The sequence below is a fragment of the Serratia sarumanii genome (genome assembly GCF_029962605.1).
Classification (GTDB): domain Bacteria; phylum Pseudomonadota; class Gammaproteobacteria; order Enterobacterales; family Enterobacteriaceae; genus Serratia; species Serratia sarumanii.
In genome coordinates, this window is record NZ_CP124750.1 from 2,453,531 (window position 1) to 2,469,852 (window position 16,322).

The following is a 16,322-nucleotide window of genomic DNA, read 5'->3' on the forward strand; positions in this document are numbered from 1 at the left end:
CGACGGATAGGGCGAACGGACTCACGCCGGCTGGCTGCGCCGGATCCGTGGGTGACACAATGGGAGACAACATGCTCGAACCCTGCTTCCCCGAAAACGAAGCCGAACGCCTGTCGGTATTGAATTCGCTGAACGTGCTGGATTCAAACTCGGTGGAAAAACTGGATCGCATCACGCGGCTGGCGGCGAAATACTTCGGCGTGACCATTGCGCTGGTGTCGCTGATCGACCGGGATCGCCAATGGTTTTTATCGCGCTACGGTCTGGATGCCCGGGAAACGCCGCGCAATATCTCGTTTTGCGGCCATGCGATCTTGCAACGCGAAGCGCTGGTGGTGCCCGATACCGCCAACGACCCGCGATTTTTCGATAATCCGCTGGTGATCGGCGGGCCGCGGATCGGTTTTTACGTCGGGCAGCCGCTGTTGTCGCTCGACGGGTTGCCGCTCGGCACCCTGTGCATTATCGACAGCCACCCGCAGCCGTTTTCCCCGGAACAACTGGCCGATCTGCATGATTTCGCCGCCGTGGTGGAGGAGTATCTGCAAAGTATTGAGCGCCACGTCTATACCGAAAACCTGAAGTCCGACCTGCAGCGCACGGAGGCCCTGTTCGAACAGACCTTCGCCCAGGCGGCGGTAGGGATGGCGCTGGTTTCGCTGCAGGGGTATTGGCTGCGGGTGAACCCGCGCATCTGCGAAATGCTGCACTATTCCGAGCGCGAACTGATGGATCGCACCTTCCAGGACATTACCTATCCGCTCGATCTCAATACCGACCTGGAAAAGCTGCAGCAGCTGTTGAAAAATGAAATCAGCACCTACTCGATGGAAAAACGCTATTTCCGCGCCGACGGCTCGATCGTTTGGGTGCAGCTGACGGTGGCGCTCAATCGGTTGCCGAACGGCAAACCGGACCATTTCATCTCGGTTATCGTCGATATCAGCGAGCGCAAGGCGGCCGAGGCCGATCTGTTCGCGTTGCAGCATGAGCTGGAGGAACGCGTCGAAACCCGCACGCGGGAGCTGAACGTGGTGGTCAAAAAACTCAACGAAGAGATTGAAACCCGCGTGCTCGCCGAATATCAGCTCAGTGCGGAGAAGGAGCGTCTGCGCGCCATTACCGACAACATGCCGGCCTTAATCAGCCAGATCGACGGCAATGAACGCTACCTGTTCGCCAACAGCGCCTACAAAACCTGGTTCGGTCTGGAGGAGTCCAGCCTCAGGGGGATGACGGTGCGTGATTTCATGGGGGAAAGCGTTTATCGGATAGCAAAACCGATGATCGAACGGGCCCTCGCGGGCGAAATGGTGAGTTTTGAGAATGAGCTGCAGACCCGGCAGGGGCTGCTGATGATCCACACCACGCTGGTGCCGTGCGAAGCGCAGGGCTTTTACATTCTCGCCATGGACATCACCGAACTGAAGCGGCTGCAGCAGCGGCTGGAATATGACGCGACCCACGACATGCTGACCGGATTGACCAACCGCCGTGCGTTTCTGCGCCGGTTGTCGGGCACGCTGCAGGCTTGTTGCCATCAGCGGCAGATGGCGCTGCTGTTTATCGATCTCGACGGCTTCAAAACCCTTAACGACAGCTATGGCCATGATTTCGGCGACGCGATCCTGAAAACCTTCGCCACGTTGCTCAGCGCCTGCGCCGGCGAGCGCCACAGCGTCTCGCGTCTTGCCGGTGACGAGTTCACGGTGATCCTGTGGCCGTTGACGGATCCGCGGCGCGAGGTCAGCGAGTTTTGCGAAAACGTGTTGGCGCAACTGGCCACAATTACGCAGATCGGGCCGCAGAAGGTACGGCTTTCCGCCAGCATCGGCGCGGCCATTTCCCCACGCGGCGATGTGACGGAGGAGATGCTGCTGACCCGCGCCGACGGCGCGATGTATCAGGCGAAATCGGCCGGGAAGGGCACTTACGCCATCTGCGAGCTGTGAGCGTGCAACGGTGGCGGTCTCAGGGTAAGCGGTTTTTCTTTTCCTGTGAGCAGAACTCCGGACTGATTGCATGGCGTCAAATCATCAACATAAAGACTGGCTCGAACTGCGACGCGATGAGGAAACCGGTATTGAGAGCGTCAATGCCCACTTTCAGGGACATGCCTACGATCCTCACGATCATGATGAAATGCTGGTGGGTGTCACGCAGCAGGGTTTACAGCGTTTCCATTGCCACCGCTCGCTGCATACCAGCCGGCCGGGGCGCGCCATGCTGATCGAGCTGGGCGCGGTGCACGATGGCCATGCGCCGCAGGCCGAGGGGTTTACATGCGATGCTCTATTTGCCCCAGCATTGGGTATCCGTCGCTATGCACCGCCGTGGAATGGGGGACGCCTCCGTGCTGGAAGGTGCCTTCCACAGCACGTTGACCGACGATCCAATGCTGGCGGCCGCGATACAGCAGGCCTTTTTCTCGTTGCATCATAGAGAGGGGCGACTGGCGCGCGATCAAAGCCTGGACCATCTGCTGACGCTTTTGGCACGGCATATTCGCGTTCGGCCAACTTCCCAAAGCGATGACGCTTTAATTGAGATGAATCGCTTGCGGGACTACTTGCACGAGCACATGGCGGATAATCCCAGCCTGGATGAACTTGCTCTTCAGTGCGGCCTGGATCGTTTCCGCCTGACTCGCCAGTTCACCCGGGCTTTCGGCCAGTCGCCGCACGCTTATTTAGTTCGGTTGAGGCTGCGGGCTGCACGCTTGCTGTTGGCGCAGGGGGAAGAACCGGCGCAGGTCGCCATGCAGGTGGGTTTTGCCGATCAGAGCCATTTGGGCCGCTGGTTCCAGCGCGCCTACCGATTATCGCCGGCGGCCTATCAACGCCAGTGCACAAACGTTCTATACCGTTGACTTGCCATCTCCGATGATGCGCGTTTAACAGCACAACGGAGTAGAGCGAAATATGTTTGATACCAAGATAGCATTTATCGTGCGTGACGATCTGCCAACCTGGCAGCGGCTGAACGTGGTGGCCTTTCTGGCGACGGGCATCGCCGCCGCGGCCCCGGAAATCATCGGCGAGCGTTACGTGGATGCGCAGGGCAGACGCTACGGCGCCATTTCCGGGCAGCCGATGCTGATTTTCGCCGCGGATCTGCCGGGCCTGCAAAATGTGCATCGCAAAGGATTGGAGCGGGAATTAACGCTGATCCCCTATGTGCACGCCATGTTCGCGACCGGGCACGATGAAGCCAACCGCCAGGTTTTTCGCGCTGAAGACGCGGACAATCTGGATTTGGTCGGCCTGGCGCTGCGCGGGCCGAAGAAAGCGGTGGATAAGGCGATAAAAGGCCTGGCGCTCCACGGCTAGGGCTGGAAAGTGCGCCGCCCGGCGGCGAAAGCAGGGGGCCCGTCCCATGCCGTCTGAATGGCGGCATGGGGGTTTTGGTGGCAACACTTGAATGAGGTTCGGGCATCATTAAATGATAAGAACCGCGGTTTTTTGCGCCGTCGGCGAGGCTCTTATATATTTAGTAGCATGCCTGAGGCAGGTTAGGCATGAAACGGCGGTCGGTCGGGCCGCTGCAAGTACGACAGTTAATCCGTTCGCCAAGAGGCTGCGAGCCTGTGCTTTCGGTAGGGACAGCCGCCAATCGTTTTTACGGCGACCGAAGGCGGAGCAGCTACTCACAGGTCACGAGGACACTTACCATGCATAAGAGAACACTGGCGTCACTGCATTACGAAAACATGCCTTACGATGGGGTACACTTTCATATTTTGAAACGGGAAACGCCTGGCCATACGGCGTTGCTGAAGCTGGATGCGGGCAGCCGGCAACCGGCGCGTTTTCATCCGGGCTGGGTGAAACTGATGGTGCTGAGCGGTGAACTGAAGGTTGACGATCAGACGTTGCAACCCCATGAGATGTTAATCATTCCTGCCAATACCGCCTATACGGTACAGGCCATTACGGAAGTGATTTGTCTGGCGATTTCCGAGCTGGACGGTGCCGAGCTGGCCCGTTGATGAAATAACAACTCTGGATGGAGGAGAGCCTAGGCGCTCTCCCTATCCCTTCAGCATTAAGCCGCCCCCCCGGGCTGAGCTGCCTGCTGATTGATGCGTATACCTCCTGATTATGCCACCGCGCTTTCCCTATCCATCACTTTCGGCCACGTCGCCCCCGCAACGAGCCGCCATTGCGCAGCGCATGCGCAACGCCTGCGTTTTACGCAGAACGATGAAATTTTGGTGTAAATAGTGAGTTTCTTCGCATAAGGCCCCTGGTGTGGCTTGCGACAGCGTCACTATATGGAGGATCATGCGACTCCTCTATCAAATAAAAGACATTCGCGTTATCAAAAGGGACAAACGGCCATGGGATTCGAAGTCGACAATGCCGAAACGAAACGCATCGACCTCAGCAGCCACGAAAACTCCTCGTTCGAGGTGACGGGGCTGGTGAAACACTATCCGGCGGGCTTCGTCATTCCTTACCACTCGCATAGGCGCTGCCACTTGCTCTATTCGCAGCAGGGCGTTATGGCGGTCGAGGCGAGCAGCGGGCGCTGGATCGTTCCGCCCACCACCGCAGTTTGGTTGCGGCCGGGGGTAGAGCATCAGATCGTCATGCAGAGCAACATCTGCGTTTACGGGATTTTGGTCGATGAAATCACCGCCGCGCGTTTGCCGCTGCGCGATGGCGTCTTGCAGGTCTCACCGCTGTTGCGAGAACTGATCGCTCAGCTGGCGACGCTGGCGCCCGAAGGGGCGGAGACCCAACGCAATGCGCTGCTCAGAGCGTTGTTCCTTGAGGAGTTGAGCCTGCAGCCGCAGCTGGCGCTGCACCTGCCTTGGCCGGCAGAGGCGAGAATGGCCGAAATTTGCCGGCGGTTGGTCATCACGCCGGCCGACGATCGCGGCATTGAGGCCTGGGCCGATTCACTGTCGATCAGCGTAAAGACCTTTCAACGCCATTTCAGCCAACAAACCGGCATTACCTTCGGCCAGTGGAAACAGCGCCTGCGGCTGCTGTCGTCCATTCCGCTGCTGCTGGCCGGCCACTCGATCATCCACGCCGCCTTCGAAAGCGGTTACGAGAGCCACAGCGCCTATTCGGTGGCGTTCAAAAAACTGTTTGGCGTTTCGCCTTCGCGCTTTACGCTATAGCCTTATGGCATAGCGCGCTTCTCCTATAGATTGAAGCAACCTAATGACGTATAAAGCAAAGCAGTCAACCTCCGAGGCCGCTTCCCGTGATAAAAATTGTCGTGTATCTGATTCTCGCCGTGACGATCGCCATTATTGCGGCAAGAGTCCTCTTTCGTTTGCCGGATATTTCCCAGCGTCTGCCGCAGGCGGCGTTGCCGGCGGATCCTGCCGCCCAGTTACCGGCGCGGGCCGCCGAACTGATGGCGGCGCATCCTGGCCTGAGCGGCGTGGTGCCGCTGGCCAGCGGGCACGATGCGTTCGCCAGCCGCCTGGCGTTGGCGCGGATGGCGGAAAGGTCGATCGACGCCCAGTACTACATCTGGCATAACGACACCTCCGGGCAGATCCTGCTGAAAACCCTGTATGACGCCGCACAACGCGGCGTGCGCGTGCGGCTGCTGCTGGACGATAACGGCGTCGCCATGGACGAGACCCTGGCGGCGCTGAACGCCCAGGAAAACGTCGAGATCCGCCTGTTCAACCCATCAACCGTGCGCACGCCGAAGTTGGCCGGCTACGCCTTTGACTTTATGCGCATGAATCGGCGCATGCATAACAAGTCTTACATCGTCGACGGCGCCGTGGCGATCATCGGCGGCCGCAACATTGGCGACGAGTATTTCCAGGTCGGCGACGAAAACTATTTCCTCGATCTCGACGTGCTGAGCGTCGGCAGCGTAGTGGCAGAAACGGCCGAGGTGTTCGATCGCTACTGGAACAGCGCGTCGGTGTTCGGCGTTGAGCAAATTATCCGGGGCAAAGGTAATCTTTCTGCCTTCCTGACGCAGGCCACCGCGACCGAAAGCAGCGAACGGGCCCGCAAATTGGCGGTGCAGCTGGAAACCAGCGCGGTGCGCTTTCGCGATGGCGCCGTCCAGCCGGAATTCACCCAGGTAGAGCTGGTGGCCGACGATCCGGCGAAAGGGCTGGGCAAGGCGTCGCGCGATCGGTTGATGGTGACGCAGCTCGGCAAGATCATCGGCGGCGTCGGCCGGCAACTGGATCTGGTTTCCGCCTATTTCGTGCCGGGGCGGGAAGGGGCGAGCTTCTTTGAATCGCTTGCCAAACAGGGGAAGTCCATACGCGTGCTGACCAACGCGATGAACACCACCGACGTGCTGGTGGTGCATGCCGGCTACGCCAAATACCGGCGTGAGCTGCTGCAGGCGGGCGTCGAACTGTTCGAGCTGAAGCTGCGCGCCGGTCAACCGACCGGGCGCAAGGAACTCAAGCCGCTGGGGCTGTCCGGCGCGGCGCTGCACGCGAAAACCTTCGCCATCGATGATAAGCGGGTGTTTATCGGTTCGTTCAATTTCGATCCGCGCTCGGCGCACCTGAACTGCGAAATGGGCTTCTTGATCGACAGCCCGACGCTGGCGGCCGACACTCGCCAACTGTTTGATGGCCCGCTCGAGTACGCCGCCTACCGCCCGGTATTGACGCCCGAGGGCAAAATGGTGTGGAAAGAAGCCTTCGAAGACGGCCACACCGAGGTGCATCAGCAAGAGCCCGGCGCCGGCTGGGTAAAACGCATTATTCTCACCGTGGCCGGCTGGCTGCCTATCGAGTGGATGCTGTAACGGCGCGGCGGGAGGGAAAAGGAAGGTTCGCCGGTGTTGGCCGGCGAACCTTGCGAGGCTCAGTAGGCCAGCTTGTCACGGTGCTTGCGGATAAACGCCCTTAGCCGCATCGGCTCTCTGCCCGCGATCTGCGGGAAATTATCGAAAACCTCATCGACGCCTGGGATATCGCGAGCCGCCATGCGGCGAAAATTGTCGTAGACGCAGCTCATGTAGGCCATTTCGGCACCCGTCGCGCGCATCTCATCCAGAAAAACCTGCGGATCTTGTGATTCATAGCGGAACGGCTGCCCCAGCTCTTCCGTCATCATGGCAGCGATCTCGCCGTAGGATTTAACGTCATAGCCCATGCGGTAGGTTTGGCCGCCGTGCCGCTCGGGGTGTAGCAGCGCCAGCGCCGCCGCCTGCGCTACATCGTCGCCGTCCACCCAGCTGAACGGCGCATCGCCGGTATATTGCCGGATCACGCCGTTTTTCACCGCCGGTACGCCGTCGTAGTTGAGCAGGTTCTGCATAAAGCACTCCGGCCGCAGGTGGGTGAAAGAAAATCCCGACCACTCGATGTAACGCTCGATGAGCTGGTGCCAGGCCCAATGCGCGACGGTGGTGTCGTCACGGCCGCAGGCGCCGAGGTGCACGACATGCCGCACGCCGGCCTGGCGCGCGCGATCGAGAAACACCTTGCTTTGCCGCAGCATGTCCACCGTGTAGCCAGTGGCCAGAAATACGCGCTCGATGCCGGCCAGCGCCGGTGCCAGCGTCTCTTCCCGATCAAAATCGAGCTGGACGGTGCGGATACCCAGTTTTTCGAAGGGCGCCGCCTTGGCGGGAGAGCGCACGGCGGCAACCGGCTCGATCTCTGCCTGGGATTGTAAAAGACGCAGGGTCGCACCGCCTATCTGGCCGGTGGCGCCGGTGATCAGGATCTGGGGCTTCTTGTTCTTCATAACTTACCTCTTGCGGTTTTTAACGCTGTGAGGGAAAGTCTATAGGAATAAAAATCATGATTTGCGCTATAAATTACCGAGTTGCGGGAACTAAATTCATCAATAAGGCAGGGGAATGTTTTCTTCCGAACGTCTTAAAGGGATCGGTCTGTTTGTTTGCGTGGCCGATATGGGCAGCTTTACGCTGGCGGCGGAACGCCTGAACCTGACCGCTTCTGCCGTCAGCAAAGGGATCGCCCGGCTGGAAAGCCGATTACAGACGAAGCTGTTCCAGCGCACCACGCGGCGGCTGGCGCTGACCGACGCCGGCACCCAATTTTATCGCACCTGTACCGGCGTGTTGGCCGAGCTGGAAGAGGCCGAACTGGCGATGCAGGCGGAAAGCGCCGAGCCGCGCGGCAGGGTGCGCATCGATCTTCCCGCTTCCTTTGGCCGTTTGCATGCGCTGCCGGTGATCTTGCGATGTATTGAGGATCACCCGTTGCTGGTGCCGCATATCACGTTTACGGACCGCTTCGCCGATCCGGTCAGTGAAGGCATCGATATCCTGGTGCGTATCGGCGGTTCGGATGTGTGGCCAAATACGCTGGGGCATCACTACCTTGGTAAGCAGCGGCATATCTTCTGCGCCGCGCCCGGCTACCTGAAGCGACAGGGTGAACCCACCACCGCCGCTGAATTGGCGCATCATCACTGCGTGCTGTATCAGGAAAACGACGGCATGCAGACGCCCTGGCATTTCTCCGGAAGCGGTGCCCAGCCGGTAGAGCGAAGAACGCTGACGCCGCGGGTGGCCATTGGCGATGCGGAGGGGCAACTGACGGCGGTGCTGGCGGGGCACGGCATCGCTCAGTTACCGACCTGGCTGGTCAAACGGCAGCTAGAGGAGGGGGCGTTGGCCGAGGTGTTGCCGCATCTGGCGACCGACGGCCTGCCGATCAACGTGGTCTGGCTGAAAAGCCGCCGGGCTCAGCCGAAGGTCAGCGCCTTGCTTCAGGCGCTGATCGCCGGTTTGACGCCGGAGGGACAGGCTTAATGAGTTTCGCTTAAACTGACCGTCGCCGTGCGGCCGGCGATCAGCTCGACGCCGTGGGGAATGGTGTCGATCGCGATGCGCACCGGGATGCGCTGCGCCAGACGGATCCAGCTGAATGTCGGGTTGACGTTGGCGAGCAGATTGCCGGCGGCGGTGGTGCGCTCGCTGTCGTTGATGCCGGCGGAAAGCCCGTCGACGTGGCCATACAGCGGCTGCCGTTCCCCCATGATGCGGATCACCACCTTGTCACCGTTCTGGATGCGGCCCAGCTTGGTCTCTTCGAAGTATCCGGCGATGTAGAAACTGTTGGAATCCACCAACGCCATGATCGGCTGACCGGCGGTCGCGTAAGCGCCGGGGCGCAGGGAGAAGTTGGTGATCACGCCATCCACCGGCGCATAGAGATCGGCGCGCTGCAGGTTGATGCGCGCCAGCGCCCGATCCGCCAGGGCCTGATCCAGATTGGCCTTTGCCAGCGATTGGGCATCGCGGCGATTGTCGCGTTCCTGCTGTGAAATAGCCGACTGCAGCGCCTGATAGCGCCGGTTTTCGCGCTGGGATGACGCCAACTGGACGTTGGCGCGTTCAACGGCGGCCTCGGCCTGATCCAGCGCATTGCGCAGCCGTACTTTGTCCAGGCTGAGCAGCAGCTGCCCTTTATGCACCAGCTGGTTGTCGTGAATGTGCACGGCGTCCACCTTGCCGGAAACATCCGTGGCCAGCGGCACCACGTCGGCGCGGATCTTGCCGTCGCGCGTTTGCGGGGCATAGGTGTAATAGAGATAAAGCTGCCACAGCACGCCTGCCGCGATCAAAACGGCAATCAGGGTCAGCGCGGGGCGCAGCAGAACAAGGGTACGTTCACGAAACATGGGGTCCTCAGGGGGTGGTAAGCCATTTCAGGCCGTGGAAAAACAGCCCGGCCAGAATAAGAAACAGGGCGGTGTCGAACAGCGGGCGCTGCGCGACCCAGCGATAGACGCCTACCGCGTTGAGCGTCCAGGAAAGCGCCATGCGCGAGAAGAACGCGCACACCAGGCACAGCAGCAAGGGCGAGATGAACACGCCGTCAATGTTGATTTCACCGATCATGTCAGGGATTCCAGTGCAAAGCCGTGGGGAAGTGCAGCAGCCGCAGCCGGGTAAGCGGCCGCAGCGCGCGCCGATCGTTCTGCCGCCAGGCCTGTTGCAGACCGGCGTCGATCTGGCCCAGCAGCGCAGAGGGTGCTTCGGCGTGCAGAGAAAGTTGGCGGAACGCCGCCGGCAGACCGGCGTTCGGCGAAGCGCCAGGGGTGAGCCCGCCGGCCTGCTGCAGACGAATCAGGTCGATAGCGGTTTTTAAGCGCATCAACAGCTGTGGGCTGCGATCGGCTTGTCCAACGGCGGCCAGGCGGCTACCCAGCGCGGTGATGCGATCCAACGCGCGGGCCTGATAGCGCTGTAAGTCGCGCTCCGTGACGTGGCGATTGAGGCGCAGCATCTCTTGCGCATCCTGCCGCATCAGCCGCGCCACCACCTGATCGGTGCCCCAGCGGCGGAACAGCGCGGCGCACAGGAATGCGAAATAGACGCCGATCAGCGTGCCGGAAGTGCTTTCCAGATACAGCCCCATATTGTTCGGCGCATAGTGCCCCTGAAAGTTGACGTTGCTGAGCGACAGGGCGATCGCCAACGTCGCCAGCGGGTTGCTCGCCGCCCACACGCCGAGCGGCAGCAAAAACAGTCCCATCACGATCAGGAAACTGCCGTAATCCCCGGCCAGCGGCAGCAGCACATAGCTGAGCAGGGCGCCGAGGGCCATAGCGATAGCGGCGAAGCGGCCAAAAGTGGCGATGGTGGCGCCGGGATTGTCGCCGGCGCCGAAGAAGGCGATGGCCACGATCCCCATCAGCACCATATTGGCGCCCTGTTCCCAGCCGGTGAAATACCAGAGACCGCACAGCAGGGCGTAGGTCGTCAAAATTCCGGCGAACATGCGCACCGCCATGCCGATATCCGGCGGCGGCGAGAAGACGCGGCTGCGCATCATCTGCGCCTGCAGCGCCGCGGGCAGCGGCTCGCCGTCCAGGAATGCGTTCAACTGCTGTACCTCGGCCCACAGCGTTAACCACTGCTCAACCTGTTCAGCCAGCTCGTCGACGATCAGCGTTTCCCACGGCGACAGCGACGCCGCAGGCGGCAACAAGCTTACCGAGGGCGCAGCGTGCGGTGCGGGTTCAACGGCCTGCCGCCGGACCTCATTCAGCCACGGCTGCAGGCGGGTGCGCAGGCCGACCGGCAGTGCGGCGATGCTGCTGCCGATGGCCGAGAGCAGCGGCACGATTTGCAGTACGCGTTGCTGTATCGAAATCGCCGCCTGACGGGTGGGCTTATCGACCGAACTGTCATAGCCAAGGGTGGTCATCATCTGATTGAACGAGGCGATGTCGCCCAGCAAACGGATACGGTCCGCGTCGGCCTGGGCGTCGCTGCCCTTGCCGTCGAGGCTGTCCTCCTGCCAACGCGCCAGGTCAGCCAGCCAGCCTTTCAGCCGCGTGCGCAACACCGGCGCCAGCGACGATGGGAATAGCACGCTGTCTACCAGCGTCACCGCCAAAATACCCAGGCAGATCTCTGTCACCCGCGTGACGACCATAGTGAACATCGTGTCCGGGTGATTGATGTAGGCGATGGCGACCAGCATCATGGTGATGGCGCCCAGCTGGAAAAAGTAAGCGCGTGGCGTGCGATCGAGATAGGAGAGGCCCAGCATCAGTGACGATGACAGCCCAGCGGCGACGATCAACAGCACCGGCGTGTTGCTAAGCCAGGCCGAAAGGCCCAGCGTCAGCACGCCGGCGAACAGCGTGCCGCAAAAACGGTAGGTGGCGCGGGCGCGTACGGCGCCGCTGACCGGATTGCTCAGCACGCAGCAGGTCACCATCGCCCAATAGGGATTTTGCAGGCCGATGCTTTCCGCCAGCGCGAAGGCCAGCATGGCGGAAATAAACAGTTTCGCGGCATACAGCAGCTGCGGTTTACCGATTTTCATGGCTCATTGCCGGCCTGTTGCAGATAGTGGCCTGCGCGCTCTTCAAACAGGCGCAGAATGCGCGTGGCGGTTTCAATATCTTCCAACGGCACGTCGTGCATCAGCTCGACTCGCAGCTTATCGGCCGCGGTTTCGACCTTTTTGGCCAATTCGGCGCCGGCGGGCAGAATGCGCAGGGTTTTAAACCGACGATCGCCGGCCGATTCCTGCCGCTCGAGGAAGCCTAACGCGGCGGCCTGATCCAACAGACGCACCAGCGCACCGGGATTGACGCCGACTTCTTCCGCCAGGTCGCGCTGATTGATGCCCTGCGGATTGCGATGCACCAGAACCACGACGGTAGCCAACGACATGGAGATGCCGGATTTGGCGATCGCCAGCGTCGCAGCCTGTTTCCACACCCGGCGAACCGGTTGCAGGGCGTTGGTGAGGGCATAGAGGGATTTTTCTTTCGATGACATGGGATACCTCGGCAAACAGTGTATATAGGTTAAATGGCAACAGTTGCTTTGGCAATTAGTTTTGAACGCTCGACTCAGAGACAAAAGGCAAGGCATACGTGACGACGTCACATAAAACAAACGGGCTACATAGGCAGCCCGTTTGAAAGGTGGGTATTACAGCGCCTGAACGGGGTTCATCGCAGCGCCGGGGAAGGCCGTATCTTCACCGCGTTCACGCCAAGGCGCCAGATCGCGGCTGCGGGAGGCTACCGCGCTGTCCCACAGCTGATACGCGTCCTTACCGAGCATCAAACGCACCGGCGGGGTGGCGCTGGCCACCATATCGACGATCACGCGAGCGCCCTTAACCGGATCGCCCATCTGTTTGCCGTTCTGCGTGCGGTAATACTCCACCATGCCGGCATCCAGTGGCGCATAGGCAGCGATTTCGCGTTCGGCCTTCATGGCGGCGCTGCTGGCGAAACCGGTACGGAAGGCGCCCGGCTCGATCAGCGTGACGTGGATCCCCAGCGGCTTGACCTCGTGGTGCAGCGCTTCGGTAAACCCTTCCAACGCGAACTTGGTGGCGTTGTACAGGCCGCTGCCGGGGAAGGCCACCAGGCCGGCGATGCTGGTCAGATTGAGAATATGGCCGGACCGTTGAGCGCGCATCTGCGGCAGCACTTCACGCGACAGCTCGGCGGCCGCGAAGAAGTTCAGCTCCATCTGGGCGCGGATCTGTTCGGAAGTGAACTCTTCCAGCGCCCCGTAAGAACCGGCGCCGGCGATGTTGGCCAGTACGTCGAGGCGGCCGAAGGTTTCGACGGTCTTCTTCAGGGCGGCGGCGCGCGCCGCAGGATCGGTCACGTCCAGCTGCAAAGCCAGCGCGCGTTCGCCGTGGCCGGCGGCGATCGCCTGCAGCGGCGCCAGGCGGCGGGCGGTGAGCACCACGTTGTCGCCCTTGGCCAGCACGGCTTCAGCCAAAGCCTGGCCGAAGCCGGAAGATGCGCCTGTAATAAACCAGGTTTTGTTCATATCGAGATTCCTCGTTATCGTGGAGAGTTACAGTTGAATTTCAGTGAGTTCTGCGCCATCAAAGGCGGTGTCTTCACCCCGTTCGCGCCAGGCGTTAAGCTCCTGCTGGCGTTTGGCGAGGGTGGTGTCCCACATGGCGTAAGCGTCGCGCCCCAGCATCAGGCGCACCGGCGGGGCCGTGAGAGTGACCAACTCCAGCATGCGCTGCGCCGCTTTGGCGGGATCGCCCATCTGTCGGCCGGCGGACTGCGCCAGGTAGGTTTCAAACGGTGCAATCGACGGGCGGTAGGCTTCGATGCGCTGCGTCGGCCGCATGTTCACGTCGCCGGCAAATTCGGTGCGGAAGGCGCCGGGCTCGACCAGGGTCACGTGGATCCCCAGCGGCCTGGCCTCGATGGCCAGCGACTCCGTCCAGCCTTCGAGGGCAAATTTCGCCGCGCAATAGGGGCCGGCGGCGTTCATTGCCACCAGACCGGCGATGCTGCTTACGGTGATCACGTTCCCGCTGCCCTGGCGCCGCATCTGCGGCAGCACGGCGCGAGTCATCTCCGCCGCCGCAAAGAAATTCAGCTCCATCTGCTCGCGCAGCTGTTCGAGGCTGAACTCTTCGCAGGCGCCGGCTACACCGCGCCCGGCCAGGTTGGCCAGCACGTCGATGCGGCCGAACCGCGCCAGGGTATCGGCGACCGCCTTATCGCGCGCGGCGGCATCCGTGACGTCCACCGCCAAAGGCAGCACGCGATCCTCCTGGCCCTTAGCCAGCGCCCGCAGGCGGTCGAGACGGCGGGCGGTCACCACCACCCGATCGCCGTTGGCGATGGCCGCTTCGGCCAGGGCTTTGCCCAGGCCCGACGAGGCGCCGGTGATCAGCCACACTTTATGGTCATTGTTCATTTCAGGTTTCCTGCGAATAAATAAAACGGCGCTTAGCGCCACCAACGGCTGCCGGGGTGCGGCCGAACGATATCGACACGTTCGCCGATCATCGGCGTCGCGACCTGCACGCTAGAGGGAGCGGCATGGCGCAGTACCTGGTCGAACGGGTCTTGCCAGGCGTGCATCGCCAGATCGAAGGTGCCGTTATGGATCGGCAGCAGCCAGCGGCCGAGCAAATCCCGGTGCGCCTGCACGGTTTGCTGAGGGTGCATATGCACATAGGGCCAGCGTTTGTCGTAGGCGCCGGTTTCCATCAGCGTCAGGTCAAAGGGGCCAAAACGGCGGCCAATCTCGGCAAAACCGGTGAAATAGCCGCTGTCGCCGCTGAAGAACACCCGCAGCTCATCGTCTTCAATCACCCAGGAACACCACAGCGTGCGGTTGCCGTCGGTCAGGCTCCGGCCCGAAAAGTGCTGGGCCGGGGTAGCCGTCAGCCGCAGGCCGTCGATTTCCGTGCCTTGCCACCAGTCGAACTGGCGGATTTTGTCCGGCGCCACGCCCCAGGCCGCCAGGCGATCGCCCACGCCGAGCGGTGCGACGAACTGGCCCACCTTGCCGTCCAGCGCCCGAATGGCGGCCTGGTCCAGATGGTCGTAATGATCGTGTGAGAGGATCACCGCGCGGATCGGTGGCAGCTCCTCGATCGCGATCGGCGGCGCGTGAAAGCGTTTTGGCCCGGCGAATGGCAGCGGCGATGCCCGCTCGGAGAACACCGGATCGGTCAGCCACCATTGGCCGCGCAGCTTGAGCAACACCGTGGAATGCCCCAGACGGTACAGGCTACGATCGGGTGCCGCCTCAAGCTCGGCGCGCGACAGGCGCTGAATCGGCACCGGCGTCGCCGGCACCGTGCCTTTGGGCTTGTTGAAAAATACGTCCCACCACACGCGCAGGGTGGACTCGGGCAGGTCACCCGGCGCCGGCGGCCGCTGATTGTTAAAGCGCCGATCGCGCCATTGTGGCGATGAAGCATAGCCGCCCGCTGTCGGGCGCAATTTGGAACAACGGCTCAAAGTCAGAATTCCTTCAGCACAGCAATGGATGATTCGGGCAGCGGCGCGGTTCAGGTCGCCTTTGCCCGCACGACGCGATAAAACTTGTTGTCAAGAATAAGCCTTGAGAGGCGGACGATCCATGCGCTAAAGTACTTGTTTGTTTATCAAGAGTACGGATTTCATCATGGACCCGCTGTCAGACGTGTTGTCGCTGCTGCAACCCCAAAACCAGTTTTACGCCGGTTTCGACGCTGCCGGGGACTGGTCGTTCGAGTTTCCCCCTCATGAAGGCATCAAATTCACGGCGGTGATGCGCGGCGCCTGCTGGGGCATGACCGACGATCTGGCGCAGCCGATCCATTTCCGCGAAGGGGACTGCTTTTTGCTGAACAGTCGGCGGCGCTTCAGGGTCGCGTCCGATCCGGCGTTGCCGCCGCAGGGAGGGGAGCAGATCATGGCCGAGGCGACGCGCGACGGCATCGCCGTGCATAACGGCGGTGGTGAGGTCTTTTTGATCAGCGGGCGTTTCGGTTTTTCCGGCCAGCATGCGGCGCTGCTGTTTGATGCGCTGCCGCCGATCATCAACATCCCCAAAGCCTCGAGCCAGGCGGGCGTTTTGCGCTGGACGCTCGAACAGTGGACGAACGAGTTGCGTCACCCGCAGCTCGGCGGTGCGCTGATGTCGACCCACCTGGCGCACTTGATGCTGGTGCAGGTGTTTCGCCAGTTCCTCGAAACGGCCCATGGGCTGCCGAAAGGTTGGTTTCTGGCGCTGACCGACCGCCAGATCAGCCTGGCTATCGCCGCCATGCACGCCGAGCCGGCGCGCAACTGGACGCTGGAAGAGCTGGCCCGCATCGCCGGCATTTCCCGCACCGTATTCGCTCAACGTTTCAAAGGGCTGGTTGGCAGCACCGCCATGGAATACCTCTCGCGTTGGCGTATGCTGCAGGCGGCAGATCGTCTGCGGGCCGGTAAAGAAAACGTCGCGTCGATCGCCTACTCGTTGGGATACGGCTCGGAAAGCGCGTTCAGCACCGCCTTCAAACGGGTGATGGCGCAGTCGCCGTCGCAGTATCGGCGGCAAACGCCGGCCGGGGCGAGTGAACCGGAGGGAAAGGGGGCGCAGCGGCCGTGACCGCCGCG

At 61.6% G+C, this 16,322-nt stretch carries 15 protein-coding genes and 1 pseudogene; 8 read left to right on the top strand and 8 right to left on the bottom strand.

Annotated elements, in window-relative coordinates; all coding sequences use genetic code 11:
• Positions 1–71: 71 nt before the first annotated feature.
• The 6 genes and pseudogenes from SSARUM_RS11730 (at position 72) to SSARUM_RS11755 (ending at position 6,753) form a co-directional block, all read left to right on the top strand.
• Positions 72–1,952, top strand: coding sequence for a diguanylate cyclase domain-containing protein (locus SSARUM_RS11730; protein WP_033634542.1), 1,881 nt, complete (start codon positions 72–74; stop codon positions 1,950–1,952).
• Positions 1,953–2,022: 70 nt separating this feature from the next.
• A pseudogene (locus tag SSARUM_RS11735) lies at positions 2,023–2,869 on the top strand (AraC family transcriptional regulator).
• Between the two features lie 52 nt (positions 2,870–2,921).
• Positions 2,922–3,329 carry a DUF2000 domain-containing protein gene (locus tag SSARUM_RS11740; RefSeq protein ID WP_033653160.1) on the top strand — a complete coding sequence of 136 codons (408 nt, stop codon included), beginning with the start codon at positions 2,922–2,924 and terminating at the stop codon, positions 3,327–3,329.
• A gap of 341 nt (positions 3,330–3,670) precedes the next feature.
• Entirely contained in the window at positions 3,671–3,988 is a 318-nt protein-coding gene (locus tag SSARUM_RS11745; RefSeq protein WP_015377878.1) for a cupin domain-containing protein, read from the top strand.
• A gap of 351 nt (positions 3,989–4,339) precedes the next feature.
• On the top strand, positions 4,340–5,131 hold the full coding sequence (locus SSARUM_RS11750) for an AraC family transcriptional regulator (RefSeq protein ID WP_043147468.1): 792 nt from the start codon (positions 4,340–4,342) through the stop codon (positions 5,129–5,131).
• An 86-nt stretch (positions 5,132–5,217) separates the two neighbouring features.
• Positions 5,218–6,753: a phospholipase D family protein gene (locus tag SSARUM_RS11755; RefSeq protein ID WP_039566127.1), complete on the top strand. Its 1,536-nt coding sequence runs from the start codon at positions 5,218–5,220 to the stop codon at positions 6,751–6,753.
• Positions 6,754–6,812: 59 nt separating this feature from the next.
• On the opposite strand, the gene SSARUM_RS11760 is transcribed toward SSARUM_RS11755, so the two are convergent.
• Positions 6,813–7,700, bottom strand: a complete 888-nt coding sequence (locus SSARUM_RS11760; RefSeq protein WP_039566125.1) for an SDR family oxidoreductase — start codon at positions 7,698–7,700, stop codon at positions 6,813–6,815.
• A gap of 115 nt (positions 7,701–7,815) precedes the next feature.
• On the opposite strand from SSARUM_RS11760, the gene SSARUM_RS11765 reads away from it, so the two are divergent.
• Positions 7,816–8,736 carry a LysR family transcriptional regulator gene (locus SSARUM_RS11765; protein ID WP_039566122.1) on the top strand — a complete coding sequence of 307 codons (921 nt, stop codon included), beginning with the start codon at positions 7,816–7,818 and terminating at the stop codon, positions 8,734–8,736.
• Here SSARUM_RS11765 and SSARUM_RS11770 read toward each other — a convergent pair.
• The 7 genes from SSARUM_RS11770 to SSARUM_RS11800 all read right to left on the bottom strand — a co-directional run bounded on the left by SSARUM_RS11770 (position 8,733) and on the right by SSARUM_RS11800 (position 15,194).
• The gene (locus tag SSARUM_RS11770; protein ID WP_043147470.1) at positions 8,733–9,608 is read right to left on the bottom strand and encodes an efflux RND transporter periplasmic adaptor subunit; all 876 of its coding nucleotides are present in this window, start codon (positions 9,606–9,608) and stop codon (positions 8,733–8,735) included. The genes SSARUM_RS11765 and SSARUM_RS11770 overlap by 4 nt on opposite strands.
• A 7-nt stretch (positions 9,609–9,615) precedes the next feature.
• On the bottom strand, positions 9,616–9,828 hold the full coding sequence (locus SSARUM_RS11775) for a DUF1656 domain-containing protein (RefSeq protein ID WP_038871631.1): 213 nt from the start codon (positions 9,826–9,828) through the stop codon (positions 9,616–9,618).
• A gap of 1 nt (position 9,829) precedes the next feature.
• Positions 9,830–11,767: an FUSC family protein gene (locus SSARUM_RS11780; RefSeq protein ID WP_043147472.1), complete on the bottom strand. Its 1,938-nt coding sequence runs from the start codon at positions 11,765–11,767 to the stop codon at positions 9,830–9,832.
• Positions 11,764–12,228, bottom strand: a complete 465-nt coding sequence (locus SSARUM_RS11785) for a MarR family winged helix-turn-helix transcriptional regulator (RefSeq protein WP_015377885.1) — start codon at positions 12,226–12,228, stop codon at positions 11,764–11,766. Before SSARUM_RS11785 ends, SSARUM_RS11780 begins: the two co-directional genes overlap by 4 nt.
• A gap of 156 nt (positions 12,229–12,384) precedes the next feature.
• Positions 12,385–13,245 (bottom strand): oxidoreductase, encoded by an 861-nt coding sequence (locus tag SSARUM_RS11790; protein WP_043147473.1) that lies wholly within the window; start codon positions 13,243–13,245, stop codon positions 12,385–12,387.
• A 27-nt stretch (positions 13,246–13,272) separates the two neighbouring features.
• A complete protein-coding gene (locus tag SSARUM_RS11795; protein WP_049212157.1) occupies positions 13,273–14,139 on the bottom strand; it encodes an oxidoreductase in 867 nt (288 codons plus the stop codon).
• A 32-nt stretch (positions 14,140–14,171) separates the two neighbouring features.
• A complete protein-coding gene (locus SSARUM_RS11800; protein WP_049212159.1) occupies positions 14,172–15,194 on the bottom strand; it encodes an MBL fold metallo-hydrolase in 1,023 nt (340 codons plus the stop codon).
• A gap of 166 nt (positions 15,195–15,360) precedes the next feature.
• Between SSARUM_RS11800 and SSARUM_RS11805 the strand changes: the two genes are divergently transcribed.
• Positions 15,361–16,314 (top strand): AraC family transcriptional regulator, encoded by a 954-nt coding sequence (locus tag SSARUM_RS11805; protein ID WP_033648328.1) that lies wholly within the window; start codon positions 15,361–15,363, stop codon positions 16,312–16,314.
• The last annotated feature ends 8 nt before the right edge of the window (positions 16,315–16,322 follow it).